This window comes from Pantoea sp. DY-15, from assembly GCF_019795935.1.
GTDB classification, from domain to species: Bacteria; Pseudomonadota; Gammaproteobacteria; order Enterobacterales; family Enterobacteriaceae; genus Pantoea; species Pantoea leporis.
The window spans coordinates 209,459-232,895 of record NZ_JAIMIF010000005.1 but is presented as its reverse complement, the minus strand read 5'-3'; the positions used below and the strand labels follow the sequence as shown (position 1 = coordinate 232,895).

The 23,437-nt window shown below is 55.1% G+C and carries 27 protein-coding genes; 11 read left to right on the top strand and 16 right to left on the bottom strand.

From position 1 onward, the window contains the following. The 5 genes from K5Y32_RS18865 to K5Y32_RS18845 are packed head-to-tail and all read right to left on the bottom strand — an operon-like array spanning position 1 to position 3,425. Positions 1-732, bottom strand: a complete 732-nt coding sequence (locus K5Y32_RS18865) for a flagellar basal body rod protein FlgF (protein ID WP_222185433.1) — start codon at positions 730-732, stop codon at positions 1-3. A 2-nt stretch (positions 733-734) separates the two neighbouring features. Next, the gene (flgE, locus tag K5Y32_RS18860) at positions 735-1,922 is read right to left on the bottom strand and encodes a flagellar hook protein FlgE (RefSeq protein WP_222185432.1); all 1,188 of its coding nucleotides are present in this window, start codon (positions 1,920-1,922) and stop codon (positions 735-737) included. Between the two features lie 11 nt (positions 1,923-1,933). Further along, on the bottom strand, positions 1,934-2,644 hold the full coding sequence (locus K5Y32_RS18855; protein WP_222185431.1) for a flagellar hook capping FlgD N-terminal domain-containing protein: 711 nt from the start codon (positions 2,642-2,644) through the stop codon (positions 1,934-1,936). 2 nt (positions 2,645-2,646) lie between these two features. Beyond that, a complete protein-coding gene (flgC, locus tag K5Y32_RS18850) occupies positions 2,647-3,072 on the bottom strand; it encodes a flagellar basal body rod protein FlgC (protein WP_222185430.1) in 426 nt (141 codons plus the stop codon). A 2-nt stretch (positions 3,073-3,074) separates the two neighbouring features. Next, positions 3,075-3,425, bottom strand: a complete 351-nt coding sequence (locus K5Y32_RS18845) for a flagellar basal body protein (RefSeq protein WP_222185429.1) — start codon at positions 3,423-3,425, stop codon at positions 3,075-3,077. A gap of 85 nt (positions 3,426-3,510) precedes the next feature. Between K5Y32_RS18845 and flgA the strand changes: the two genes are divergently transcribed. The 3 genes from flgA to K5Y32_RS18830 all read left to right on the top strand — a co-directional run bounded on the left by flgA (position 3,511) and on the right by K5Y32_RS18830 (position 5,056). Beyond that, entirely contained in the window at positions 3,511-4,275 is a 765-nt protein-coding gene (gene flgA / locus K5Y32_RS18840) for a flagellar basal body P-ring formation chaperone FlgA (protein ID WP_222185428.1), read from the top strand. Between the two features lie 68 nt (positions 4,276-4,343). Next, on the top strand, positions 4,344-4,628 hold the full coding sequence (flgM, locus tag K5Y32_RS18835; RefSeq protein WP_222185427.1) for a flagellar biosynthesis anti-sigma factor FlgM: 285 nt from the start codon (positions 4,344-4,346) through the stop codon (positions 4,626-4,628). Further along, positions 4,625-5,056 carry a flagellar protein FlgN gene (locus K5Y32_RS18830; protein ID WP_222185426.1) on the top strand — a complete coding sequence of 144 codons (432 nt, stop codon included), beginning with the start codon at positions 4,625-4,627 and terminating at the stop codon, positions 5,054-5,056. The genes flgM and K5Y32_RS18830 overlap by 4 nt, the downstream gene beginning before the upstream one ends. A gap of 196 nt (positions 5,057-5,252) precedes the next feature. Here the strand turns inward: K5Y32_RS18830 and K5Y32_RS18825 are convergent, their stop codons facing one another. From K5Y32_RS18825 to K5Y32_RS18785, 9 genes are all read right to left on the bottom strand, one after another. After that, positions 5,253-6,155 (bottom strand): hypothetical protein, encoded by a 903-nt coding sequence (locus K5Y32_RS18825; RefSeq protein WP_222185425.1) that lies wholly within the window; start codon positions 6,153-6,155, stop codon positions 5,253-5,255. Continuing rightward, the gene (locus tag K5Y32_RS18820; protein WP_222185424.1) at positions 6,152-7,537 is read right to left on the bottom strand and encodes a glycosyltransferase family 2 protein; all 1,386 of its coding nucleotides are present in this window, start codon (positions 7,535-7,537) and stop codon (positions 6,152-6,154) included. The genes K5Y32_RS18825 and K5Y32_RS18820 overlap by 4 nt, the downstream gene beginning before the upstream one ends. Then, positions 7,534-7,977 (bottom strand): flagellar export protein FliJ, encoded by a 444-nt coding sequence (gene fliJ, locus K5Y32_RS18815; protein WP_222185423.1) that lies wholly within the window; start codon positions 7,975-7,977, stop codon positions 7,534-7,536. The genes K5Y32_RS18820 and fliJ overlap by 4 nt, the downstream gene beginning before the upstream one ends. A gap of 8 nt (positions 7,978-7,985) precedes the next feature. Then, complete coding sequence (fliI, locus tag K5Y32_RS18810; protein WP_222185422.1) at positions 7,986-9,299, bottom strand: flagellar protein export ATPase FliI; 1,314 nt, start codon at positions 9,297-9,299, stop codon at positions 7,986-7,988. A gap of 88 nt (positions 9,300-9,387) precedes the next feature. Beyond that, positions 9,388-10,056, bottom strand: a complete 669-nt coding sequence (gene fliH / locus K5Y32_RS18805; RefSeq protein ID WP_222185421.1) for a flagellar assembly protein FliH — start codon at positions 10,054-10,056, stop codon at positions 9,388-9,390. A gap of 3 nt (positions 10,057-10,059) precedes the next feature. Next, on the bottom strand, positions 10,060-11,100 hold the full coding sequence (locus tag K5Y32_RS18800) for a flagellar motor switch protein FliG (protein ID WP_222185420.1): 1,041 nt from the start codon (positions 11,098-11,100) through the stop codon (positions 10,060-10,062). Continuing rightward, positions 11,078-12,682, bottom strand: coding sequence for a flagellar basal-body MS-ring/collar protein FliF (gene fliF / locus K5Y32_RS18795; protein ID WP_222185419.1), 1,605 nt, complete (start codon positions 12,680-12,682; stop codon positions 11,078-11,080). The genes K5Y32_RS18800 and fliF overlap by 23 nt, the downstream gene beginning before the upstream one ends. A 13-nt stretch (positions 12,683-12,695) precedes the next feature. Continuing rightward, complete coding sequence (locus K5Y32_RS18790) at positions 12,696-13,037, bottom strand: flagellar hook-basal body complex protein FliE (RefSeq protein WP_176971773.1); 342 nt, start codon at positions 13,035-13,037, stop codon at positions 12,696-12,698. 17 nt (positions 13,038-13,054) lie between these two features. Next, entirely contained in the window at positions 13,055-14,050 is a 996-nt protein-coding gene (locus K5Y32_RS18785) for a sigma-54-dependent Fis family transcriptional regulator (protein ID WP_255602699.1), read from the bottom strand. Between the two features lie 541 nt (positions 14,051-14,591). Between K5Y32_RS18785 and K5Y32_RS18780 the strand changes: the two genes are divergently transcribed. The 7 genes from K5Y32_RS18780 to K5Y32_RS18750 are packed head-to-tail and all read left to right on the top strand — an operon-like array spanning position 14,592 to position 20,829. Next, positions 14,592-15,425, top strand: coding sequence for a FliM/FliN family flagellar motor C-terminal domain-containing protein (locus K5Y32_RS18780; protein WP_255602698.1), 834 nt, complete (start codon positions 14,592-14,594; stop codon positions 15,423-15,425). Position 15,426: 1 nt separating this feature from the next. Continuing rightward, positions 15,427-15,792, top strand: a complete 366-nt coding sequence (gene fliN / locus K5Y32_RS18775; protein WP_222185416.1) for a flagellar motor switch protein FliN — start codon at positions 15,427-15,429, stop codon at positions 15,790-15,792. Positions 15,793-15,797: 5 nt separating this feature from the next. Next, complete coding sequence (fliP, locus tag K5Y32_RS18770; protein WP_222185415.1) at positions 15,798-16,559, top strand: flagellar type III secretion system pore protein FliP; 762 nt, start codon at positions 15,798-15,800, stop codon at positions 16,557-16,559. Beyond that, the gene (gene fliQ, locus K5Y32_RS18765; protein WP_168197468.1) at positions 16,556-16,828 is read left to right on the top strand and encodes a flagellar biosynthesis protein FliQ; all 273 of its coding nucleotides are present in this window, start codon (positions 16,556-16,558) and stop codon (positions 16,826-16,828) included. Before fliP ends, fliQ begins: the two co-directional genes overlap by 4 nt. A 2-nt stretch (positions 16,829-16,830) precedes the next feature. Then, on the top strand, positions 16,831-17,604 hold the full coding sequence (gene fliR, locus K5Y32_RS18760; protein WP_222185414.1) for a flagellar biosynthetic protein FliR: 774 nt from the start codon (positions 16,831-16,833) through the stop codon (positions 17,602-17,604). Beyond that, positions 17,604-18,740, top strand: a complete 1,137-nt coding sequence (gene flhB, locus K5Y32_RS18755; protein WP_222185413.1) for a flagellar biosynthesis protein FlhB — start codon at positions 17,604-17,606, stop codon at positions 18,738-18,740. The genes fliR and flhB overlap by 1 nt, the downstream gene beginning before the upstream one ends. Next, positions 18,727-20,829, top strand: coding sequence for a flagellar biosynthesis protein FlhA (locus K5Y32_RS18750; RefSeq protein ID WP_222185412.1), 2,103 nt, complete (start codon positions 18,727-18,729; stop codon positions 20,827-20,829). Before flhB ends, K5Y32_RS18750 begins: the two co-directional genes overlap by 14 nt. A gap of 176 nt (positions 20,830-21,005) precedes the next feature. Here K5Y32_RS18750 and K5Y32_RS18745 read toward each other — a convergent pair whose 3' ends face one another. Further along, complete coding sequence (locus K5Y32_RS18745) at positions 21,006-21,341, bottom strand: endonuclease domain-containing protein (protein ID WP_255602697.1); 336 nt, start codon at positions 21,339-21,341, stop codon at positions 21,006-21,008. A gap of 173 nt (positions 21,342-21,514) precedes the next feature. Between K5Y32_RS18745 and K5Y32_RS18740 the strand changes: the two genes are divergently transcribed. Beyond that, positions 21,515-21,997 carry a YlaC family protein gene (locus tag K5Y32_RS18740; RefSeq protein WP_176971763.1) on the top strand — a complete coding sequence of 161 codons (483 nt, stop codon included), beginning with the start codon at positions 21,515-21,517 and terminating at the stop codon, positions 21,995-21,997. Here K5Y32_RS18740 and K5Y32_RS18735 read toward each other — a convergent pair. After that, positions 21,994-23,406 carry a PLP-dependent aminotransferase family protein gene (locus K5Y32_RS18735; RefSeq protein WP_222185410.1) on the bottom strand — a complete coding sequence of 471 codons (1,413 nt, stop codon included), beginning with the start codon at positions 23,404-23,406 and terminating at the stop codon, positions 21,994-21,996. The two genes, K5Y32_RS18740 and K5Y32_RS18735, sit on opposite strands and share 4 nt — an antisense overlap. Positions 23,407-23,437: the final 31 nt, after the last annotated feature.

The window sequence follows — 23,437 nt, the reverse complement described above, 5'->3', positions numbered from 1 at the left end:
TTAGCTGCCGCGGATCAGGCGATTGCCTGCCTGCACGAGGGTTTCTGCGGCTTTCATCATTTTGATTTGCGCTTCAAATTGACGGCTGAGCGAAAGGGTTTGCACCATCTCATTCACCGCCGAGACATTACTGCCTTCCAGATGCTGGCTCGCCAGCTGCACATCTTCGCTACGCGGCGCGGCAAGGCGGTTAGCCGTCAGCCAGCCGTCGTTGCTTTTACGTAGCTGATTGGCGGGAATGTCCACCAGCTTGATGCGCTCGACATCCATCGCCGCCGCCACGTTGCCATCTTCTGGAATGATGGTGATGGTGCCGTCATCGCCAATCGCGACCTGCGAAAACGGTGGCAGCTGAATCGGCCCGTTTTCACCGATCAGCGGTTTGCCGCCGATCGACAGGTTGCCCATATCATCGATGTCAATGTGGCCATTGCGGGTGTAAAGCTCTCGACGCCCTTCACGCACCGCAATCAGGCCATCGCCTTTGATGCCGATATCCAGCTCACGACCGGTTTCCTGCAGTGCGCCATGCGCCATGTTGATGCCGCCGCTCTCGCTGCGCACCTGATGACGGCTGTTGTAGCCACCACCCGCCACGGCTTGCGTGGTGGCACGTTCGAGATCGGCACGAAATCCTTCGGTATTGGCATTCGCGAGGTTGTTGGAGTGAATCATCTGCTGCGTCAGGCTGCGATTGGCGCCGCTGACGGCGGTATAAATCATGCGATCCATAATTACAGCGCCTGGAACAGGGCGTTCATCATCGAATCATTGGTCGAGATGACTTTGGTGTTTGCCTGATAGTTACGCTGCGCGCTCATCAATCCAACCAGCTGTTCTGTCATATCGACGTTCGAACCTTCCAGCGCCGCAGATTTAATAAAGCCGTTTAAGCCACTTTTCGGAACGCCAAGAATCGCCTGGCCGGACTGATTATTTGCAGACCATGCCGTGCCATCTTCGGAGCTTAGACCATTAGGATTAGCGAAGTTGGCCAGCACCAGTTGGCCTTGCAGCATGCGCTCGCCGTTGCTGTAGGTGGCATAGACTTTGCCATCGTCATCAATGCTCTCACCGTTTTTCTCACCGGCTGCATAACCGTTCGGGCTATTTTTAGATACATTAAACTCCGAGCCATACTGGCTGGTTCCCGCGTAATCCAATGCAATTGCAAGGTCAGCTGCGCCTGGAATTGTCGCGGTAATGTTTGTCGCACTGGTCGGTGACGTCAGTACCCCATTATTGCTGAACTCCAGCGCCTGTGAAGCAGGCGTGGCGGCTTTGCCATCGACAAAGTAGTGCGCTTCCCATTTGTTTTCGGCGGTTTTGACGAAGTACTGCTCCAGGGTGTGTTCACGGCCAAGGGAGTCGTAAATTTTGCTGGTGTAGGTGTTGTTATAGCTTTTACTGTCATCTTTATTGAATGTCGTAACGGAGGGCACTTCAGAATTGGCATTCAGGTTGCCAGTAAAGCCCATGCTGTCGGTGGCCTTTGCGGGAATGCTGCCTGCAGAAATTCTCAGGTCGCCAATCACGCCCGTTTGTAACTGTCCGCTGGCATCCACCGGATACCCCTGCAGGCGCTTGCCTTTAGAGGAAAGATAGCCCTGGCTGTCCGTTTCAGTGGTGCCATCGCGGGTGTAGCTGAGGTTGCCGCTGCTGTCACGAGTCATAAAGAAGCCGTTACCAGAGATCGCCAAATCAAGGCTACGTCCTGTTCCATTGAGGCCGCCGTTTTGGGTGATGCTTTGGGAAATGCTATTGACACCGACGCCCATGGCCTGGCCACCAGCATAAAGAGAGGAGAACTCAGCACGCATCGATTTGTAACCCACGGTGCCACCGTTGGCGATGTTGTTACTGATGGCGCTCAGCTGTTTGGTAACCGCATTCAGGCCAGAGGTTGCAATATTAAAGCTCATGAAAAAAATCCTTAGGAAAAGCGACGTAAAGCATTCACGTCAGGAGAAGGGAGCGGCGTAGGCGCCGGATTTTTACTACTGCCAAACTGACGAAGGGTGTTGTAAGCCACTTCGCCGAGGCCAGGAATATTGATCATCGGTGCACCCGTCTGCGGATCGAAACGCACACTGTTCACGATGCCCGCGATCTCAATCGGGATGTTGGCTTCACCCACATCGGTGACTACGCTCAGGGTGTACTCGCCATCGGCAAGACCAAGCGCGGCGGGATCGATAGTAAAATTGACATCGCCTTGTGGCTGCTTACCCAGCTCGAGCTTGGTCTCTTTACCCGCGCTGTCCTTGATGTGCAGCGTGACGTTTTCCGCCGGATGCTGCAGATTGATACGTCCATCAATGTTGTTGCCTTCCAGCTTGATGCTGTTGCTGCTGGCATATACCTGCTGGCCTACCAGATTCGCCATCCCCATCGCCTGCATGCTTTCGGCCATGTAATAGACGCCGGTCATGGTGTCGGTGAGCGTCTGCATCGATTCCATCTGCGACATCATCGACAACTGATTGATGTACTCCGCGCTGTCGGTGGGATTGGTGGGATCCTGGTTCTGGATCTGCGCCACCAGCAATGTCAGAAACATGCTGCTGGTGCCGCCGTTGCTTTGCGGAGTCTGCCCATAGGTATCCACGCCCGCGCCGCTATTGTTTACGTTATTCACGCTCATACTTAAGCTTCTCCCAGACGCAGCAGGCTTTGCTGCATGCTTTTCACACTGTTCAGCACTTCCACGTTGGTTTCAAAATTGCGGGAAGCGGACATCATGTCGGCCATCTCTTCTACCGTATTGATATCGGGATAGAAGACATGCCCCTGTGCGTTGGCTAATGGATTGCCTGGCTCGTAGCGGCGCACCGCACTGCCGGTTTCCACCACATCCAGTACCTGCACGCGCGCACCCGCCAAAGCAGGTGCATCCATCAGCTTGCTGTTCTGATAGATGGCGGCAAACACCGGACGGCGCGCCTTGTAAGTTGCAGCTTCGCTTGCTGCCGGTGATTCCGCGTTCGCCAGGTTACTGGCGATGGTGTTCAGGCGGACGGTTTGTGCCGTCATCGCTGAACCCGAAACGCGATAAATGTCGTTGAAAGACAAAATTATTTCCCTTCAATGGCCTGCTTCAGGCCGATAAATTTGCTGCTGAGAAATTGCAGGCTGGTTTGGTAATCCAGCGAGTTTTTCGAGAACTCGGCCTGCTCAACGTCCAGCGCCACAGTGTTGCCATCGGACGATGGTTGATACGGCACGCGATACTGAATTTCTGGCGAAGAAGTGAACGAATTTTTCAACATTGAACGTTGCATCTCTGCGGCAAAATCAATATCTTTAGCCTGGTAATTCGGGGTATCCACATTTGCCAGGTTAGCCGTTAACAGTTCTGCTCGCGAAAGTCGAAGCTGTAGTGCGGCGGGATGCATCCCCAGCGCTTTGTCAAAACTTATCCCCACTTGGTGTTCCTCATCAGTTGCGATTCACACGCTTTAAAGCAAACAGCGTGCCAACTTATTAATCTATTGATTTGGTGAGATATTCATGAACACACTGTGTTACACCAGGAAGTTATTTTTCCGTCTAATCCCGCTCAGCCTGCTGATTTTTTCAACACCCATTTTGGCCGCACCTGAAGCGCAAACCGCACGTAAGCAGATCTACAATCAGGCCGTCGCCAACGCGACCGCCGATATCCAGCGCATTGCCAAACAGAAAGGCTGGAAAGATTTCAGCAGCAAACTCAATGTCTTTATTCCTACTGAAGTGAGCCGTTTTCAGCGCTGCCCGCGTCCCTTAACCTCGGCATTACCGGCGGGCGACCGCATGGATTTGGCGCGTCTGCGTTATGACATTCGCTGCGACGGTGCCAACGGCTGGGAAATCGCCGTGACGGTGAAACCGGATGTCTACCTGCCGATTCTGGTGGCGAAAAATATGCTGGATCGCGGCAAACAGCTGGCTGCCAGCGACGTGGAAATGAAGAAGCGTAATATTGTGGGGCTGCGCGACGGCTTCCTTACCAACCCCGACGATGCAGTCGGTTTTACACTGAAGAAACGCGTGCGTGAGTTGCAGGCGATCGCACCGGCCCATCTCGATCAGCCGGTATTGATCGAACGTGGTCAGCAGATTGTGATGATTGCCGAACAGGATGGCGTGCAAGCTAAGATGATGGGCGAAGCGCTGAAGAAAGGCCGTAAAGGCGACATCATTAAGGTGCGCAATCTGCAAAGCCAACGCGTGGTGAGCGCACGTGTTGATGAGCGTGGCGTAGTAAGAATGCTGGTGGCACCGGGGGCTCCCTAAAAGCGGAATTTAAGTTTCCGCAAGCCGGTGTCGTTGTGCTGGGATATGCCGTAATCGACCCGAGACAGATGACTATGAAAATCACCCGTAATGAAGCTGGCATCACGCCAGTGACTCAATCAGTGACTACATCGCTGAATGATGCACCTGCTGCGCATAAAAATGAACATGCCGCAGCGCGCAACAACAAAACCGAGCAAGGCCCAATGCAAGCCGCACAGCAGCAATTGCGTGAGATGCCCGACGTTGATGCTACCTTTGTGAGCGCCATGCAGGACGCCGTAAAATCAGGCCGTTTGCAGGTGGATACCGACACGCTGGCGCAAGCCATGATGGACTTCTATCGCTCATGAACACCACTGCAGAACGGGTAAAAACGCTACTGCGCGATATCAAACAAGACACGCAGCACTACGATGCGCTGACGGCGCTGCTGCAGCAACAACGTGAAGCGATGATCGCCTGTGATGCCATACATCTGCAGTCAGTGAATGAGCAGTTGCTGTCTATATATCAGCAGTTACACGGTTCGGCCCAACGCCGCAGCGAAACCTTGCAGGCGTTGAAACTGGCTTCCGATAGCCGTGGCATCAGCCAGCTTATGCCGTACTTGCCTGTCGCGCTGGCACAGCAAGCGGAAAGCTGGTGGCGCATGCTGGAACTGAGCGCATTGGCCTGCCAGCAGATGAACGAACGCAATGGATTATTGCTGTCGATGCAGCAGGAAACGCTGAATTCTCTGACCGGACAAGGGCAGCAGAACTTCCTGTATCAACGATAACATCCCGCTTGTTGTATAAAAAAGTCGCCAAACTGGCGACTTTTTTGTTTTCCGCTGCAGAGAACCTGAACCGATCGCCATAAATGGCGACCCTACGGGTAATTTGTGCAAATCGGTCGCCATGAAAGGCGACCTGCTGGGTTTTCGTAGGGTGCGCATTCATGCGCACCTGGAAAAGTGATGACGGCCGCTTCATTTACTTCAGCAGTGACAAACCGATTAACAGCGCATTATCTTCGCTCAGCGCTGGCAAAGTCTGACGCTCCCACGCAGCAAACAGCGCTGCCAATGCCGCATTATCCAGCTCACACTGTTCAGCCAATAACAGGCCTAAGATTACCTGCATGCCGAATACCCGCTGGCACAGCAGTAAAAACGCCGTTTCCCACTGCGCATCGGAAGTGCCGGGGAATACACCGTGATAAGCATGCCACAGCAGATAGTTGCGCCACATAGTCGTCTTCTGCTGCATAAAGCTTTGTAATTGCACATCTTCACGCAGCTCCGCCAGCAGCGGTAACAACTGTGCATCACTCAGCATGGCTAATTCATTTAATTTCATTACCAGCGTCATACCAGTAAGCGGATCGAGGTTAGCATCGATTTCTACCTGCGCCAGCTGACGTAGCGCAGCCAATGGATACGCATCAATAGCCGGTAATGCAAGAAAAGCCTCGGCCAATAGGCCGCTATTCATCAACGTCAGCAGCTCTTCCCCCACCTGAAGAATGTCTTCTGCTTGCTGCAATTGCTGGCATTTGCTCAGCAGCACGCCCACAGCATAAAGCTTCTCTGCCAGCGGCGCTTCCTCGTTACTCAGCAGGAAAATCGCCTGCTGGTTGAGCATTTGTAAGCGCGAGCAGAGTGCCGGCGCATCCAGCGCCGCAGCAGAGCTATGCTGCAGGGCAAAAGCATCGTCATCAAATAAAATGGTGGATGCCGCGCTGTCGCAGCTTAGCTCTGCACTGGCACGCTGCTCTTCACGCCAGCGCAGTTGCAGCAGCGGTTTTTCACCGTTGCAGCCAGCGCAGCGGCACTGCCAGGGTTGCGCCTGCAGGCGAGTCACATATTCCGGGGTATAACTGTTTGCGGTATTCATGGTTGCTCCTGTGCACCGTCTTGCGGCACGATACCTAATTTACGGAAAAAGCGCGCCGTACATGCCTGCCCATCATCATCTTCACTGCGGAAGAACATGCTGGGATAGAGGGCAAACCAGCGCAGGTCCGCAGTATTGAGATAACCAGCTGCTGTCAGCTGATCCTGTAAACGTTCGATTAAAGGTGCATACGCCTGCTGATTTACACAGCAGGCCAGATGCGGCAGCGATTGCACGGTGGGGCTGATAACACCTTCCAGCTGGCTGAGAATCCAGCCCTCATTAAGTTCGGCGGCCAGATGAAAACCATCCCATACAACGTGGTTAAGCGCGCGCAGCAGGCGATTAAGTGCATCAATACCACGCTGCTGACGCACCCAATGGAGGCGGCTGTCGAGCAGCAAATAGTTTGGCCACTGCTCGCGCTGGGCACGTTGCGTCACGGCCAAATGCGTCAGGCGGGAATCGTTCTCCACAGACTCAATCTGTTCCAGCTGCGCCTGCGATAAGCCGGCATCCAGCAGTCGTTGGCTAAACGCGGCTGCCATGTTGGCATCGTCGCCCACCAGCACCACGCGATGGAAAAAGGCCCAGTTCGGCTGTTGTGATAACGGTGCCTGATGCAGTCGCTGATAAAATTTGCGAACAAAGGTATCGGGCACCGCCTCTTCAAGCGTGGAGCTCTGCGCTTCGCAGGAGGCAAGAACAAAATCTTTATCGAAAGTATTCCTGCTGTGCGACACACAAAGAATCGAGCGCCATGGATCCAGTAGCAGTACCGGTGCGGTGAAGTAATTGGTGAAGCCTTCCTCTTCGGCTAGCGTGGCAAGATCGTCATAGCGATGTTTTTTGAGGAAGTTACGGTGATAGGCAAAAGTGCCATTCAACACGTTACGCTTCCCATTATCGCTGGTCATAAAGATGCGATTAATGTGGCTGTACCAAATTGGGATCACGTTACAGGCCGCAAATAACGCGTTATGGCGACGCATTTCGTTAATGGTGTAACTGAGCTTATCGACGCGATAAAAATCATCGTCGTCCATACAAACAATATATTCGCCGCGCGCCAGTTCATTCACCCGATTGCGCTTGGCGCCAATCGTCATGCGTTCGCTGAGATGGTAATAGCGGATCAGCTCAGGATGCGGCGAGTAGCGCGTCAGCGAGGCAATCAGATCGGCGTTGCTCTCTGGAGAATCATCCAGAATCACCAGTTCACGGCGATCGGCCGGATAATCCTGATACTGGAACATATAGAGCAGATAAGGCAGAAACTCGCGGCGGTTCCACGTTGGCGTCACCACGCTGATAAACGGCAGTTCGCCCCTTTTCAGCGGCTGACGTTTGCTCATCAATTGGTTAAACAGCGGGTTGCTCATGCAAATTTTCCTCGATTGCGCAGCCAGCACTGCATGGCCTGCGCATCAGTGAGTTTCTGCTGCTGTTGTTGACGCGCCTGTGCCAGCGCCTGCTGCTGTTGCTCCAGCACCAGCGACACGGTTTTCTCCTGACACGCATGGCTGATCAGCTCGGTTTGCAGTTCATCCTGCTGTTTTTCCGCCAGTGCCGACGCCTGCGTCTGCCAATCAATCACGCGCTGAATATTGGTTTTATAACGCGCCAGATTGGTCAGCTGCGTGGCATTCGCCCCTTCTGTGCTGGTGCCGCCACCCAAACGATTGAGCGCCGAAATATTATTTTGATAGCGCTGCACCAGCTGCTTTTGCTGCGCCAGCTGGCTGCTGAGATCGTTCACTTTGCGCTCGCGCATTTCGCGCAGCTGCGTCAGGGTAGCGATCATTTTTTGTTTTCTGATCATGCCTTGCCTTATGCCTGGCTCAGGGCCAGCAGGTCATTAATGGATTGCGCCAGCGCGGCGGGTTGATCCACCGTCTGGCACAGGAAACTGGTAATTGCTGGCTGCAGGCGGACCGCGCGATCGGCCTGCGCATCAACGCCCGCAACATAGCCGCCCAGCGGCAGCAGCGGTTTGATCGCCATGTAATCGGCATACAGCTGCTTGAGCATACGCGCTGCCAACTGATGATCTTTGTCGGTGATTTGGCTCATGCAGCGGCTGATGCTTTGCCCGATATCGATCGCCGGATAGTGGCCCGATTCGGCCAGCGCACGCGTCAACACAATGTGGCCATCCAGCACTGCACGCGCGCAGTCAACGATCGGATCCTGCTGGTCATCACCTTCCGCCAGCACGGTGTAAATGGCGGTCATACTGCCGTTCGAGGCACTGTTACCCGCGCTCTCCACCAGCTTGGGAATGATGCCAAACGCCGAAGGCGGATAGCCTTTGGTGGCTGGCGGTTCGCCGAGTGACAGCGCAATTTCGCGCTGCGCCATGGCGTAACGCGTCAGTGAATCCACCAGCAGCAACACGTCATAACCGGCATCGCGATACCACGCCGCCAGCGTGTGGCAGAGCTCGGTGGCTTTCATGCGCATCAGCGGCGATTCATCTGCCGGCGCAGCCACCACCACCGATTTCGCCATGCCAGCCGGGCCGAGCGAGTGGTCGATAAACTCTTTGACTTCGCGGCCACGTTCGCCAATCAGACCAACGATCACCACCTGCGCATTGGTGCTGCGGGTGATCATGCCGAGCAGCACGCTTTTACCTACGCCCGAACCGGCCATTAAACCGACGCGCTGGCCTTTACCGATGGTCAGCAGACCGTTGATGGCGTTGACGCCGACATCCAGCGGTTCCACCACGGCTTTACGCGTCAGCGGATGGATTTGCGTTGGCTGCGTTGGCAGCACCTCATCGCCGCCAAGCTTGCCTTTGCCGTCGATCGCTTCGCCCAGGCCGTTTACCACGCGTCCGAGCCAGCTTTCGCCAATCAGGATGTCGCTCTGTTTTTCCTCGGGAAAAACGCGGGCGCCAGCCATCAGTCCTTCCGGGCTTTTGAACGGCATCAGCCAGGTGACATCACGATCGAATCCCACCACCTGCGCGGCCAGCAACGTGCCATCGGCCTGCTCGACGTTGCAGCGCTGGCCGACGGCTAAGCGGCAACCGACGCTTTCCAGCAGAATGCCGTTAACGCGCACCAGCCGTCCGGCGACACGCGCCAGCGGGATGTTTTCCAGCGATTGCAGTAGGGTGTTGAAGGATTGCGTCATGATGGATCCTGTTAGTTTTTGTGCGGCCTGCCCGGTGCGCATAAATGCGTCGATGTAGGGTCGCCATTCATGGCGATCGGCCTGACACTTACAAATTCTCCTGCAGCACACTCATGCACTGGCTCAAACGTTGATTGCAGCCGATATCCATCTCGCTGGCATCGGTAACAATGCGGCACTCGCCGGGCTCCATTTCGCTGTCGGCAACTAAGCCCCAGCTTTTTACCTTCTTCGGCTCCAGCTCTTTGATACGGCTGAACTCTTCCGCATTCATCAACACACGCAGCTGCTTTGGCCGCTCCGGCAAGCTGGTCAGCGCTTCGTCCACCAGCGCCAGCAGCTGTGAAGGCTGCAACGCCAGCTCAACGCGGATCACCTGGCGCGTCACTTTCTCGACCAGCGCTAACAATTCGCTTTTACGGCGCTCTTCATGTTCATCCAGCTGCTGCTGCAACTGTCTGCTCAACGCATCCAGTGGCTCACCAGCGCTTAGAAAGTGCTCCAGCGCCTGCTGCTTGCCCGCATCAAAACCCTGCTGCTTACCTTCGGTACGCCCACGCTCAACGCCTTCCTCGTAACCCTGGCTGCTACCCTGCTCTAAACCCTGAGCAAAACCATCGCTAATGCCCTGCTGAAAACCATCCATCAGCTGCTGTTGCAGCGTGGCGGCATCGGCAGGCACGCCGGATTCGTCCGTGCGCTGCCAGGCTTTGCGCAGCGGGGGAAACTGATGCAAACGCATCTGTTTGCTGGTCATCGCTTACTCCACCGTTTGTTCGCTAAACAGCTGAATCTGGATCTCGCCGCTTTCCGCCAGTTCACGCACGCGCGTCATGATCTCTTTGCGCACCTGCTCAATACGGCTGATCGGCACAGGACCAAGGCGCGAAGTGGTGTTCTGCAACAGCTGCACCTGACGGCGTGGCATGGCATCGTAAATCGCCTGGCTCAACATCGGCTCGGTGCCTTTCAGCGCCACCGCCCATTGATCCATTGGCACCTCTTCCAGCAGACGCCCAAGGACCGTGCTGTTCTGGCGGCTGAGGATAAAGAACTCGTACATTTCGCTTTTCAGCTCATCCACCACCGCTTCATCACGCATCTCCAACTGCGCCAGTAGCGCCTGCTGATTGCCGCTGATGCGGTTAACGATGTTGGCAGCCTGACGCATGCCCTGCACTTTCGAACCGTGTTCGGACAGCACCGCCACGCCGCGATCGATCAGGCGATCCAGCTCATCCACCACATCGCGGTTGATGTCATCAAGACGCGCCACGCGATAGAGAATTTCGTCCTGACGCGATTCGTCGAGCTGCGCCAGCACGCCAGCGGCGACATCCGGCGGCAGGAAGGCGAGAAAGACCGCCTGCAACTGGAGATGTTCCTGGGCGATCATCGCCGCCAGCTGCGGCGTATCGACCCACTGCAACCGCGCCATCCGATGACGAATCTCATCGCCGTAGATGCCGTTAATGACGCTGCGGGCGATTTCACCGCCCAACGCACGTTCAAGGATGTTGCGCAGATAGCTGCGCGACGCGCCGTTAATGCCGCTCTGTTCGCGGTATTCCTGGAAAAAATTGTTCATCGCCAGGCGGGCATGCGTCAGCTTGACGCCGTGCAGGCGCGCCATGGTTTCCGACAGACGCAGCACTTCTTCACGGCTCATCTTGCTCATCACCTGCGCCGCGGCTTCTTCGCCGATGCTCAGCAGCACGATGGCGGCCTGCTCAAGACGCGAACGCACCTTGGTGGTCTGGTCGCTGCTTTTGCTGTTTTTACTTTCTGTTGCTTCGCTCATTGCTGCTGATCCATTGTTTCAACACTTCGGCGACGCGATCGGTTTCGCTCTGCGCCAGGTTTTGGAGATGATTAATTTTGGTTTCGAGGCCCGAGCTCTGCGGCGGTAAGTTGTCGTCGCCGTTAAAGCTGTTGCCCGGCAATACCGGTGTATCCTCTTCCGCTTCGGCCACGGCTGCTGGCAGCGCGACGCTGGCTTCAGACACCTCGCTAGCGGCCGGTTGGCGCGCCACGCGGCGCATCATCGGCAGCAGACCAAACAAAATCACCAGCAGTGCCAGCAGGCCAATGCCGCCGCGCTCCGCCCACAGCAGCGTGCTGTCGCGTTCCCACCACGGCAGCGCCTCTTCGGGCTGCACTTCCGGCTGATTAAAGGCCAGCAAGGCCAGCGACAATTCATCGCCGCGCTCGCTATCGATACCAGCCGCTTTGGTCAACAAGGCGTTGATTTGCGTTTGGTTATCCGCTGTCCAGCCCTGCACCACCGCCGCGTTTTGATTCAGCACCACGGCCACGGTCAGTTTCTGCACCTGATAGCCCTGATGTTTAATATGGCGAACATCGCGATCCCAGTTGAACTGGCGCTGTGCCTGATTACGCGAGGACATCTGCGGTTGTGCGTTGTTTTGCGCGGGTGCATTGGCCGGACGGTTGCTGAGCGAACCCGGGATACCGACCGCCAGCTGCTCGGTGGTGTTGTCCTGCGCCAGCTGCTCACTCGCCACGCGCGGTTCGTTAAGGAAGCGTTCCTGCGTCTCTTCGACCTGGCTGAAGTCAACGCGCGGCACCACGCTTACGCGGAAGTTTTCATGTCCCAGCACCGGCACCAGCAGGTTGGCAATGTTGCGTTCCACCTGCTCACGCATCTGCTGCACCATCTCGCCGCTATTACGCAGGCCGGTGCGGCCATTTAGCTGGTCAGCGATATTCGCCGACAGCAGCGCGCCTTTTTGATCGACCACGCTTACCAGTTCGGCCTTCATGCCCGGTACGCTGTTCGCCACCAGGCTCACCACCGCGCCAACCTGTTCGTCGCTGAGTTGACGACCATATTTCAGGCGCAGAACCACGGAAGCGGTGCTGTTCGGTTTATTGGAAAGGACAAACGAGCTGGTTTCCGAAATGCCGAGATGCACGCGGGCAAACTCAACGCTGTCGAGCGCCATGATGCTCTGCGCCAGTTCGCCTTCCATGCTGCGGCGCAGACGTACGTTCTGCACGAACTGGCTGCTGCCGAGCATCTCTTCTTTATCCATCAGCTCATAGCCATCTGGCGTGGCTGCGCGGATGCCTTTCGCGGCCAGCGCCATACGCGCCTTAGGTAAATCATCTTCGCGCACCAGCACCATGCCGCTGTCGGGCGCGACGCGATAATTCAGTCCTTCACCGCTCAGCGTGGCCACTACTTCGGACATCGGCAGGTTCTCCTGCGTGCCGAACAGCGTGGTCCACTTGTTATTGCTCTGCCACAGCAGCGCCACGATCACTGCGGTGATCACCGCTGCAATCGCCGCAGGGAGCAGCCATTTTTTCACTATCGCCTGCAGGTTCGCAGGCAACAGCGCTTGTAATTTATCCAGCACGTCTCAACTCCATTTACATTGGGCTATTGATGACTTCATCGAAGCCCTGTTGCAGCTTGTTACGCACCTGCATCAGCGCCGAGAACGCCACACTGGCTTTCTGACTTTCGATCATCGCGCCACTCAAATCATCGCTCAGGCCCATATCGATGGCCGTTTGCTTCTGCGAAGCGACATGCTGCTGGCGGTCAACGCTGCCGACGGCGCCCTTCAGCACATCAGTGAAACTCGGGGTGCTGAGCGAAGCCATTTGACCGGCTGGCGCGATAGGGCTGGTTTGTGCCTGCAGCTGCATACGTTGCATCTCGGCCATCATGTTGCCCTGTACGCCGATAGCGGGAAGTTTGTCTAACATTGCGTAGTTCTCTTTTATCAGGCGCAGCCGAGGTCAAAGCCTTGCTCGCGCATGGAGGCCAGTCGATAGCGCAGCGCGCGTGGAGTGATGCCAAGAAACTCGGCGGTTTTGGATTTGTTGCCCTGATTGCGTTTCAGCAAATCAAGGATGTACTGCGATTCGGCACGACGACCGTGACTCTTAATCTGGCATTCTTCGGCGTTGGCGGCGTCGCCCAGCTGCTGCACCATCACTTCCGGTAGCAAGGTAGTGCTGACTTTCAGGTTGAAGCAGCCCGCGTGCAGATCGCCATCGGCGCACATAATCAGGCCGCGTTGCATGATGTTTTCCAGCTCACGCACGTTGCCCGGCCAGCTGTAGCTTTCCAGCGCCTGACGGCCACATTCGGTGATGCGCGGTTGGTGTTTGACGAAAGCCTTATATTTTTCAATGAAGCGTTCAGCTAACGGCAGGATATCTGCGGTACGTTCACGCAGCGGCGTGATGTGCATTGGCACCACCGACAGGCGGTAGAACAGGTCCTGACGGAAACGCCCTTCGGCGATCTCCACTTCCAAATCTTTATTAGTAGAAGCAATTAAACGTATATCGAGCGGAATCTTTTTATGGCTGCCGAGGCGCTCAACTTCCTGCTCCTGTAATACGCGCAGTAATTTAACCTGCAGCGCTAACGGCATATCACCGATTTCATCAAGTAATAATGTGCCGCCGTTGGCCAATTCAAATTTACCTGGCTGGCTACTGACCGCACCGGTAAACGCACCTTTTTCATATCCGAATAAAATCGCTTCCAGCATATTCTCTGGAATCGCTGCACAGTTAACACCAACGTAAGGTGCTGACTGTTTAAATGCGTGTTGATGAATATACTTCGCCACGCACTCTTTACCGGTGCCAGTTTCACCGGTAATTAATACCGGCACATTGAATTTTGCTACACGTTGCGCCAGTGCAAACAGATTCACACTCGATGAAGCCTGAGCGATAAAGCGATCATCATTATTCTTTTGCATTGAGTCAGCCATATTCATAATGAAAATTTCCTGAACACCGAGTAAGAGACGCATCTTTATAAGAAAAAGAGTTGCCTTTATTACGCATGACATTTCATACGTTTTCCGAAGGTGAAAGCCAGACTATTCGTTATTAAGAATCGACTTATATCAAGCCCGGTAAAGATGCCGAATTGCTGGTTCCGCCTGTGTTGTGCGCTGAGTATACGTATCGGACTATTCCTAGCTAGCATCTTCGCAGTATTAAAAGATTAATCTATGTTTATTAGTTACTTAACAAATTTAATTAATCTGATTCTCGGTTTTCAATTAATGGATTAATAAGTTTTTCCACCTTGTTTTAATTAGACGGAAACGTTTTAATTTGCACCAGAGAAAACATCTCGCTTAATAAAGATTAGAAGATTCCTATATCAGCAAATTCTTATGAATTAAGACGTGACTGATAAAAGGGAATCACCAGCGGGATCGCATTCATTCTATTAAAGACAGGTTCACCCTGACAGACGGAAGCATGAAGATGCGCACGAAATCCAATCGGATGAGAATCTATACCCCAGAAAATCAGCCTGAGCTGATGAAACTGGAAGTCAATAAACTCGGTCGCCCGTATCACAAGGTCCCGAAAGTATTTAAAGATAATAGCGATCGCTTAGACGCCAAACTGGGTATCTATTTTCTGAAGAAGTTTCGTGTCGATGTCAGTTTGCGCGATATGCAATTTCAGATGGATTGTGCGGTTAAGCAGGCCACCATTTTCAGCAGTGAATTGGGTAACCTGGCATTTCGCCTCGACCGCGCCTTATTACTGAATATTTTACACGACTATTACGGATTATCACGCGACGACCAGCATGAGTTAACGGCCGATAATTTCCCGGTAACCAAAACGGAAGAGCGTTTGCAAATGAAACTGGCCAGCGAGCTGGTGCATTTAATTTGCGGTGACGAGTTATTTACCGAAGCGCTGAACATTAAACCAGACCCGGCATCGTTATTAACCCAATGGTCTTATCGTGTGGATTTCTTCCTTGACGGTTACAGCAATGGCAAGTTCTCGCTGCTGCTGGATGCCGCGCACGTTGACCGTTTACTCAGCACGCTGCGCCAACCTGCCGAGGCGAATCGCAACACGCCAGTGCCTACCCGTCCACACAGCTTTAAGCAGTTGCCGGTGCGCCTGCGCGGACGCTTAGCCACGCTGCCGATGACGGTAGCGGACCTGGCACGTCTGAAGCCGGACGATGTCCTGCCCTTTGCCATGAATGACCGCATTCCACTGCTGGTGGGCGATCAACCGTTGTTTAGCGCCGTAATCTGCGAAGAGCGCGGCAAACTCTTTTTCTCCGAATTCAGTGAACGTACGAGTGAATAACATGAGCGATTTAAATGATTTAGCCACTGCGCTGGACCTCGATTTTAACCTGGAAAACCAGCCTGAAACGGAAGTAGCCGAGCCGGTTACTGCGGTCACGCGTGACGCACCGCGTAACCTCGCGCTGTTCAGCCGCATTCCGGTGACGCTGACGCTGGAAGTGGCGTCGATTGAGATCTCTCTCGCCGACCTGATTGGCGTGGGCAACGACTCGGTCATCGAACTGGATAAGCTGGCCGGTGAACCGCTGGACGTGAAAGTGAACGGCATTCTGTTTGGTAAAGCCGAAGTGGTGGTGCTGAACGACAAATATGGCCTGCGCCTGATTGAGTTCAACAACAGCGATCTTAGCGAACTGGCGGGCTAATAATAATGCGCAATTCCGGCTGGATTAAAGGAGGGCTGGCGCTGGCTGGCCTGCTGCTGGTGCCTTCATTGGCATTGGCAGAACAGAACGGACTGCCGTTGTTCTCTGCTGTGCCCTCCGCCAATGGCGGCCAGGAGTACAGCGTAAAAGTTGAAATTCTGATTCTGATGACGCTGCTCGGCTTGCTGCCGATCATGATGCTGATGATGACCTGTTTTACCCGCTTTATCATTGTGCTGGCTCTGCTGCGTCAGGCAATTGGCCTGCAGCAAAGCCCGCCGAACAAAGTGCTGACCGGCATCGCGCTGGTGCTGACGCTGCTGGTGATGCGTCCGGTGTGGACCAACGTCTATGACAACGCGGTTGTCCCATATCAGAACAATGAAATCAGCCTGCAACAGGCGCTGAGCACCGGTCAGGTGCCGCTGAAAAAGTTCATGCTGTCGCAAACTCACAGCACCTCGCTGGCGCAGATCATGACCATTGCGAACGCGACCGGCGAGCCGGAAGCGCAAGATCTCACTATCATCGCGCCGGCCTTTGTGCTGAGCGAGCTGAAAACCGCCTTTAAAATTGGCTTCATGATCTACATCCCGTTCCTGGTGATCGACCTGATCGTCGCCAGTATTTTGATGGCGATGGGGATGATGATGTTGTCACCGCTGATTGTTTCCCTGCCGTTCAAACTGATTCTGTTTGTGCTGTGTGACGGTTGGTCGCTGATTGTTGGCACGCTGACGCAGAGCGTACAGGGGCTGGGATTATGATGAATATCGACATCGCCGGCGACATTTTGGCACAAGGTCTGAAGCTGGTGCTGATGATCTCCGCCGTTGCCATCGTGCCGAGCCTGATCACCGGCCTGCTGGTGAGTATTTTCCAGGCGACTACCCAGATCAACGAACAGACGCTGAGCTTTCTGCCGCGTCTGATCATGACGCTGCTGGTGCTGGTATTTGCCGGTAAATGGATGCTGACGCAGCTGATCGATTTCACCCAGCTGATCTTTCAGCAAGCCGCGCAGCTAGTAGGCTAACGATGGATATCGCCATCAACGATCTGATCCAACCGATCTTCGCGCTGTGGCTGCCTTTCGTGCGCATCTATGCCTTTATGCACTTTTGCCCGCTGCTGGATAACCGGGCTTTTTCACGCAAGGCCAAACTCGGCCTGGCGCTGCTACTGAGCATCATTATGACGCCGATGCTGGCGCATAACGTGGTGCTGCGTGATCTGATGTCGGTGCAGAGTTTGATTCTGACCGGCGAACAAATTCTTTGGGGCTTCCTGTTTGGCCAGATGCTGTGGTGGACCTTCTGGGCGCTGCAGACAGCGGGCAATATTTTGTCGATGAACATGGGCCTCGGCATGGCGGTGATGAACGATCCCACCAGCGGCAGTTCCACCATGGTGATCTCACAGATTATTCAGGTGTGGGCCGCGCTGCTGTTTTTCAGCATGGATGGGCATTTGCTGCTGATGTCGATTCTGTTTAGCGGCTTTACCTACTGGCCGATTGGTCAGGCGATTAATGAAGTTTCCCTGCGTACGCTATCGGGCGGCGTTGGCTGGATCTTCAGCGGCGCGCTGCTGCTGGCGATGCCCACGGTGATCATCATGATGCTGGTGCAAGGCGTATTTGGCCTGCTGAACCGCATTTCACCGACGCTAAACCTGTTCGCGCTGGGCTTCCCGATCAGCATGCTGTTCGGCCTGTTCTGCTTCACCTTGCTGATGGGCAATGTCGGCAGCCACTACCTTGAGCTTACCAATCAGGTGCTCGGTATGTTGGAAAAAATGAGGAGCTACTGATGGCCGATGCAGGAAGTGGTGATAAGAGCGAAAAACCCAGCCCGGGAAAACTGCGTAAAGCGCGTGAAAAAGGCGACATTCCTCGCTCCAAAGAGGTGAACCTGGCCGTTAGCCTGGTGATGGCGCTGGTGACGATGGGCCTGTTTTTTCCCTACTATCGGGAGTTAATCCAGGCGTCCTTTCAGGCCGTACGCCAGATGGCCGATCGCATCCAGGATGATGGCGCGCTGCACCAGTTCATGCTGACGCAGGTGCTGATCATCATGAAATTTATCGTCACGCTGATCCCGATCCCGTTCGCCGCCGCCCTTTCAACGCTGGTGCCGGGTGGCTGGATCTTTGTGCTGACACGCATTAAGCCAGACTTTAAAAAGCTCAATCCAATCAGCGGAGTAAAGCGCATGTTCTCGATGCAGCACTACGTTGAGGTGTTGAAGATGATCGCCAAATGTTTGCTGATGCTGGCGCTGCTGTGGAGCACCATTACCGGCAATCTGACCGCGATGATGGATCTGCAAGGCCTGTTTTTACGCGACGCCATCAATCAGGGCCTGCACCTGTTCGAGTCGATGATGCGGCTGTTTATCATCACCATCGTGCTGTTCGCGGTGATTGATGTGCCGCTGACCAAATTCTTCTTCACCAAAAAAATGAAGATGTCGAAGAAAGAGGTGCGCGATGAGCACAAGAACAACGAAGGAAATCCGCAGGTAAAAGGCCGCATTCGTAACCTGCAGCGTCAGATGGCGATGGGCCAGATTAACAAGCAAGTGCCGCTGGCGGATGTGGTGATCACCAACCCCACGCACTTCGCGGTGGCGCTGAAATACGACCCGAAAAAGGCCGCTGCACCCTACGTGGTGGCCAAAGGTGTGGATGACGTCGCGCTCTATATCCGCAGCGTGGCCGGTAAACACAAAATTGATGTGGTGGAGTTTCCGCCGCTGGCGCGTGCCGTTTATCACAGCACGCGTATCAACCAACAAATTCCTGCAGCCCTGTTCCGTCCGATTGCACAGGTGCTGACTTACGTGATGCAACTGCAAACCTGGCGCACCGGTCAGGGTGAAAAACCTCGGCTGGATACCCAACTGCCGAACTTAGATGAGGTAATGAAAGCTCATGAGCCAACTTAAAACGCGCCAGTTCACACAACTGCTGCGCCAGGCCCACATCGGCGTGCCAGTACTGCTGCTCAGCGTGCTGGCGATGGTGATTTTGCCGCTGCCGCCGATTGTGCTGGACGTGTTGTTCACCTTTAACATCGTGCTGGCGATCATGGTGCTGCTGGCCAGCGTGAACAGTAAACGCCCGCTGGATTTCTCCATCTTCCCGACCATTTTGCTGATCACCACGCTGATGCGTCTGACGCTCAACGTCGCCTCGACGCGCGTAGTGCTGCTCGACGGTCACGAAGGCGTCGGCGCTGCCGGTAAGGTGATTGAAGCCTTCGGTAACGTGGTGATTGGCGGTAACTTCGTCGTCGGCTTTGTGGTGTTCATCATCCTGATGATCATCAACTTTGTGGTGGTGACCAAAGGTGCTGAGCGTATCTCCGAAGTGTCAGCACGCTTTACCCTCGATGCGTTACCGGGCAAACAGATGGCGATCGATGCCGATCTGAATGCCGGTTTGATCAATCAGGAACAGGCGCGCACGCGTCGTCAGGATGTGGCCAACGAAGCTGACTTCTACGGAGCGATGGACGGTGCCTCGAAGTTCGTGCGTGGTGATGCTATCGCCGGGATCATGATCCTGATGATCAGCGTGATCGGCGGGATTTTGATCGGCATGTTCAAACACGGTTTACCGGCGGGCCAAGCCTTTGAGCAATATGTTCTGCTGACCATCGGTGATGGTTTGGTGGCGCAGATTCCATCGCTGCTGCTTTCGACCGCAGCGGCGATTATCGTGACGCGCATCAGTGATGGCGCGGATATGGGCGATGACATTAAGACGCAGCTGCTGGCACGACCGGGCACGCTGTATACCGCCTCCGCCGTGATGTTTGTGCTGGCGATTGTGCCGGGCATGCCGCATCTGGTGTTCCTGATCTTTACCGCGATGCTGCTGTTCGCTGCCTGGCGTCAAAGCCGTGGCGTGAAAGCGCCGACGCAAGATCACCACGATATGGAAGCGATCAACCAGGCGCTGACGCAGCCAGAAGATCAGCCTGCTATCGGTTGGGACAATATCCCGATGGTTGAGCCGATCGGCTTGAATCTCGGCTACAAGCTGGTGACGCTGGTAGATAAAGGCAAAGGCGCGCCGCTGACGCTGCGTATGCGCGGCGTGCGACAAGTGGTGTCAGAAACCAGCGGCGTGCTGCTGCCGGAAATCGCCCTGCGTGAGGATTTCCATCTCAAGCCGGCGCAGTACGCGATCAAGATCAACGGCGTGCGCACCGCTGTCGGCGAAGTGCATGCCGATCGTCTGATGGCGATCCCGACGCCGGAACAGTACGGTGAAATCGATGGCGTATTGGATACCGATCCGGCTTACGGCATGGCGGTGACGTGGATTCTGCCCGAGCAGAAAGCTAAAGCGCTGAACCTGGGTTATCAGGTAGTGGATTGCGCCAGCGTGGTGGCTACGCATGTGAATAAAGTGGTGCGCGAGAACCTGCCCGAGCTGTTTAACTACGATGACATTACCCAGCTGCATCAGCGTCTGGCGAACGTGGCGCCTAAGCTGTCTGAAGATGTGAATGCGGCGGTGAACTACAGCTTGCAGCTAAAAGTGTATCGTCTGCTGCTGAACGATCAGGTGTCGCTGAAAGACATCATCACCATCGCCACGACGTTGCTGGAGAGCGCGGCGATCACCAAAGATCCGATCCTGCTGACTTCCGATGTGCGCTATGCCTTGCGCCGTGCGATGGTGGCGGCGATTGCGCCGGACAACAAACCGCTGTCGGCGTATACGCTGGAAAACAGTTTGGAGAACCTGCTGCTGGCGGCGCTCAATCAGGCGCAGCAAGCCGGTAAAGTGGCGCTGGATAGCTTCCCGGTTGATCCAAATATCCTGACGCAGCTGCAGAGCACGCTGCCGGTGATGATGGAGCAGTTGAAAGCGCAGAACCTGACACAGGTGCTGCTGGTGACGCCGCAATTGCGTCCATTGATTGCGCGCTACGCACGTCTGTTTGCTAATGGCTTGAATGTGCTGTCTTACAACGAAGTGCCAGATGAGGCGAATTTGCAGATTGTGGGGCAAGTAAGTTAGATCGTGCTGGCTGTACCAGATTGTGCTCGCTGTCCCCCATCCCGGCCTTCCCCCGCTAGCGGGGGAAGGAGATGCTGCCACATGCAGCTTCATCACAGGCATGTGGCAGCATCTTCCTCCCCCATTTATGGGGGAGGACCGAGGAGGGGGACAACGGGCACACACATCACCCAGCACTATCCCATCAACGCCGCCATAATCACCGCAAAAACCGCGCCCGACTCGAGCATCACTTCATGATTCCAAAATCTCAGCACACGCCAGCCATGTCTATTCAACCGTTGCGTGCGTTCATCGTCATATCTGACGTTTTCACCATGTTGCGATCCATCGAGTTCAATCACTAGCCGTTTCTCCAGGCAGGCAAAATCCAAAATATACGGGCCGAAAGGATACTGGCGGCGAAACCGCATACCGCCACATTGTCTGGCACGCAGCAGAGACCAGAGCTTAAGCTCTGCTGGCGTCATGTTATTTCTCAACTCCTTAGCGCGCAGCACATGATGTCGCATGGTTATTCATCCTAAAAAGCGCATCTTGTTCCCGGTATGACACCATCTCAACGTGTGCAGTGCAATCTTGAGCAATACATCCCAACTGTTATAAAAAAACACACCAAATCTGTCTCTAATTCGCTTCACTGTTATGTGCTTTACTGGCAGGCAGTGATAATTAGAGGTGAACAATGGACGCGATCAAACAAATCCTGCTCGACGAAATCGCCACGCTGAACCGCGAGGGACAGCGCGATAATTTGCCGCGCTTTAGCTTTTCCTTCCTGAAAACCCATCCGGGGCTCTGGGCCATCATGTATCTGTGTTACGCGCTGTGCGTGGCGCTGATCTTCTCCACCGACATGCTCGGCTGGCCCGCCTTCTGGTTTGCCACGGTGTTTGTGGTGGTGATGAGCGTGCTGATGCTGATGGATATCAACCCGAAATATCGCTTCGAAGATATCGATACGCTGGATCTGCGCGTGTGCTACAACGGCGAGTGGTATTACGTGCAGCCGGTTTCGCAACAGGCACTGGACAAAATTCTCGATAATCCGCACACGCCGGATCGCGTGCGCAGCGGCATTGATCGCCTGATGAAGCAGAAAGGTGAAGTGGATTTCTACGACGTCTACTATCTCACCTGGGGCCACCAGCAGGCGGCCCAGGTTTAACGATTTAGCTCGGCAATCAGTTTTCCCAACGTCTCTACCGCCGCTTCGGCGCGTTCATCCCACGGCCAGGCGGTGTTGAAGCGGAAACAGTGGCTGAAGCCTTCGCTGCTGGAAAACAGCTGACCGGGAGCGATGCTGATTCCCTGCTGCAAGGCGAGATGATACAGCTCAGTGGTGTTGATCTGCGCTGGCAGCGCAACCCAGAGAAAATAGCCGCCCGGCGTGTCGCTGATGCTGGCATCGGCAGGCAACACGCGGCGCAGCGCCTGTTGCGCCAGCTGCTTGCGCTTTGCCAGCGTCTGCCGCAGCTTCTTCAGATGCGTATCATAGCTGCGCGTGCTGAGGAAATCGGCCAGCGCCAGCTGCATCGGCGCGCTGGTAGACAGCGTGCTCATCAACTGAATACGCTGCACGCGCTGTGCGTGACGTCCGGCTGCTACCCAACCAACGCGAAATCCCGCCACCAGATTCTTAGAGAAACTGCCGCAGTGCAGCACGTTGCCATCGCGATCAAAGGCTTTGGCCGGTAGCGGTTTGTCATGGCCTTCATACAGATCGCCGTAAACGTCGTCTTCAATCATCGCCACGTTGTAGCGCGCCAGCAGTCCCACCAGCTGCTGCTTGCGCTCGGCGCTCAAGGTAAAGCCGAGCGGATTTTGCCGGTTGGTCATCAGCCAGCAGGCTTTCACCGGCCAGCGCTGTAGCGCCTGCTCCAGCTCTTCCAAATCCATGCCTTGCTCCACATCGCTGGCGATGGCAATCGCGTTCAGCTTGAGGCGTTCAATCGCCTGCAGCGCGCCATAAAACGACGGATTTTCGAGGATTACCCAATCACCGGGTTCGGTAACGGCTTGCAGGCTGAGATTGAGCGCTTCCATCGCGCCGTTGGTGATGACGATGTCATCCGGCGACAGCGTGATGCCCTGCTGTGCATAGCGCTGCGCCAGAATTTTGCGCAGCGCTTCATTGCCTGGCGGCAGGTTGTTGAGCGCATCGGTGGGCTTTAAGTTGTGTGAGACTTTTACCAGCGAGCGCATCAGCTGGCGCTGCGGAAAAAGTTCGGGATCGGGAAAGGCTGAGCCAAACGGCATGATGGCGGGATTGCGGGTGGCTTGCAGCACATCAAACACGAAGCTGTTGGTATCCGCCTGATCGGTTTTAGCGACCTCATGAGTGGGCAGCCGGGGACGACTTTCGGCGGCGCGCGGCGCCACGTAATAGCCCGATTGCGGCTTTGAGACGATCCAGCCCTGACTTTCCAGCACTTCATAGGCGTGCATCACCGTCATCAGGCTCAATCCGCTCAGCTCCGCCTGCTGGCGTAGCGATGGCAGCTTTTCACCCGGCGGCCAGATCCCTGCTTCAATTTGCGTACGAAGCGTTTCCACCAACTGCTGATATTTCGCCACTGACTCTCCGTGCTACTGGATTTTTACCTCA

Excerpts from the sequence above, each read along its gene's own strand:
- fliR (WP_222185414.1), top strand. The coding sequence starts at position 16,831 with ATGGATATCGCCATCAACGATCTGATCCAACCGATCTTCGCGCTGTGG.
- K5Y32_RS18740 (WP_176971763.1), top strand. The coding sequence starts at position 21,515 with ATGGACGCGATCAAACAAATCCTGCTCGACGAAATCGCCACGCTGAAC.
- K5Y32_RS18785 (WP_255602699.1), bottom strand. The coding sequence starts at position 14,050 with ATGCAAAAGAATAATGATGATCGCTTTATCGCTCAGGCTTCATCGAGT.
- K5Y32_RS18820 (WP_222185424.1), bottom strand. The coding sequence starts at position 7,537 with ATGAGCAACCCGCTGTTTAACCAATTGATGAGCAAACGTCAGCCGCTG.
- fliP (WP_222185415.1), top strand. The coding sequence starts at position 15,798 with ATGCGCAATTCCGGCTGGATTAAAGGAGGGCTGGCGCTGGCTGGCCTG.
- flgA (WP_222185428.1), top strand. The coding sequence starts at position 3,511 with ATGAACACACTGTGTTACACCAGGAAGTTATTTTTCCGTCTAATCCCG.
- K5Y32_RS18790 (WP_176971773.1), bottom strand. The coding sequence starts at position 13,037 with ATGTTAGACAAACTTCCCGCTATCGGCGTACAGGGCAACATGATGGCC.
- K5Y32_RS18825 (WP_222185425.1), bottom strand. The coding sequence starts at position 6,155 with ATGAATACCGCAAACAGTTATACCCCGGAATATGTGACTCGCCTGCAG.
- flgE (WP_222185432.1), bottom strand. The coding sequence starts at position 1,922 with ATGAGCTTTAATATTGCAACCTCTGGCCTGAATGCGGTTACCAAACAG.
- K5Y32_RS18855 (WP_222185431.1), bottom strand. The coding sequence starts at position 2,644 with ATGAGCGTGAATAACGTAAACAATAGCGGCGCGGGCGTGGATACCTAT.
- fliJ (WP_222185423.1), bottom strand. The coding sequence starts at position 7,977 with ATGATCAGAAAACAAAAAATGATCGCTACCCTGACGCAGCTGCGCGAA.
- fliQ (WP_168197468.1), top strand. The coding sequence starts at position 16,556 with ATGATGAATATCGACATCGCCGGCGACATTTTGGCACAAGGTCTGAAG.
- fliH (WP_222185421.1), bottom strand. The coding sequence starts at position 10,056 with ATGACCAGCAAACAGATGCGTTTGCATCAGTTTCCCCCGCTGCGCAAA.
- K5Y32_RS18745 (WP_255602697.1), bottom strand. The coding sequence starts at position 21,341 with ATGCGACATCATGTGCTGCGCGCTAAGGAGTTGAGAAATAACATGACG.
- K5Y32_RS18780 (WP_255602698.1), top strand. The coding sequence starts at position 14,592 with ATGAGAATCTATACCCCAGAAAATCAGCCTGAGCTGATGAAACTGGAA.
- K5Y32_RS18865 (WP_222185433.1), bottom strand. The coding sequence starts at position 732 with ATGGATCGCATGATTTATACCGCCGTCAGCGGCGCCAATCGCAGCCTG.
- fliN (WP_222185416.1), top strand. The coding sequence starts at position 15,427 with ATGAGCGATTTAAATGATTTAGCCACTGCGCTGGACCTCGATTTTAAC.
- K5Y32_RS18750 (WP_222185412.1), top strand. The coding sequence starts at position 18,727 with ATGAGCCAACTTAAAACGCGCCAGTTCACACAACTGCTGCGCCAGGCC.
- flgM (WP_222185427.1), top strand. The coding sequence starts at position 4,344 with ATGACTATGAAAATCACCCGTAATGAAGCTGGCATCACGCCAGTGACT.
- fliI (WP_222185422.1), bottom strand. The coding sequence starts at position 9,299 with ATGACGCAATCCTTCAACACCCTACTGCAATCGCTGGAAAACATCCCG.
- K5Y32_RS18800 (WP_222185420.1), bottom strand. The coding sequence starts at position 11,100 with ATGAGCGAAGCAACAGAAAGTAAAAACAGCAAAAGCAGCGACCAGACC.
- K5Y32_RS18830 (WP_222185426.1), top strand. The coding sequence starts at position 4,625 with ATGAACACCACTGCAGAACGGGTAAAAACGCTACTGCGCGATATCAAA.
- flhB (WP_222185413.1), top strand. The coding sequence starts at position 17,604 with ATGGCCGATGCAGGAAGTGGTGATAAGAGCGAAAAACCCAGCCCGGGA.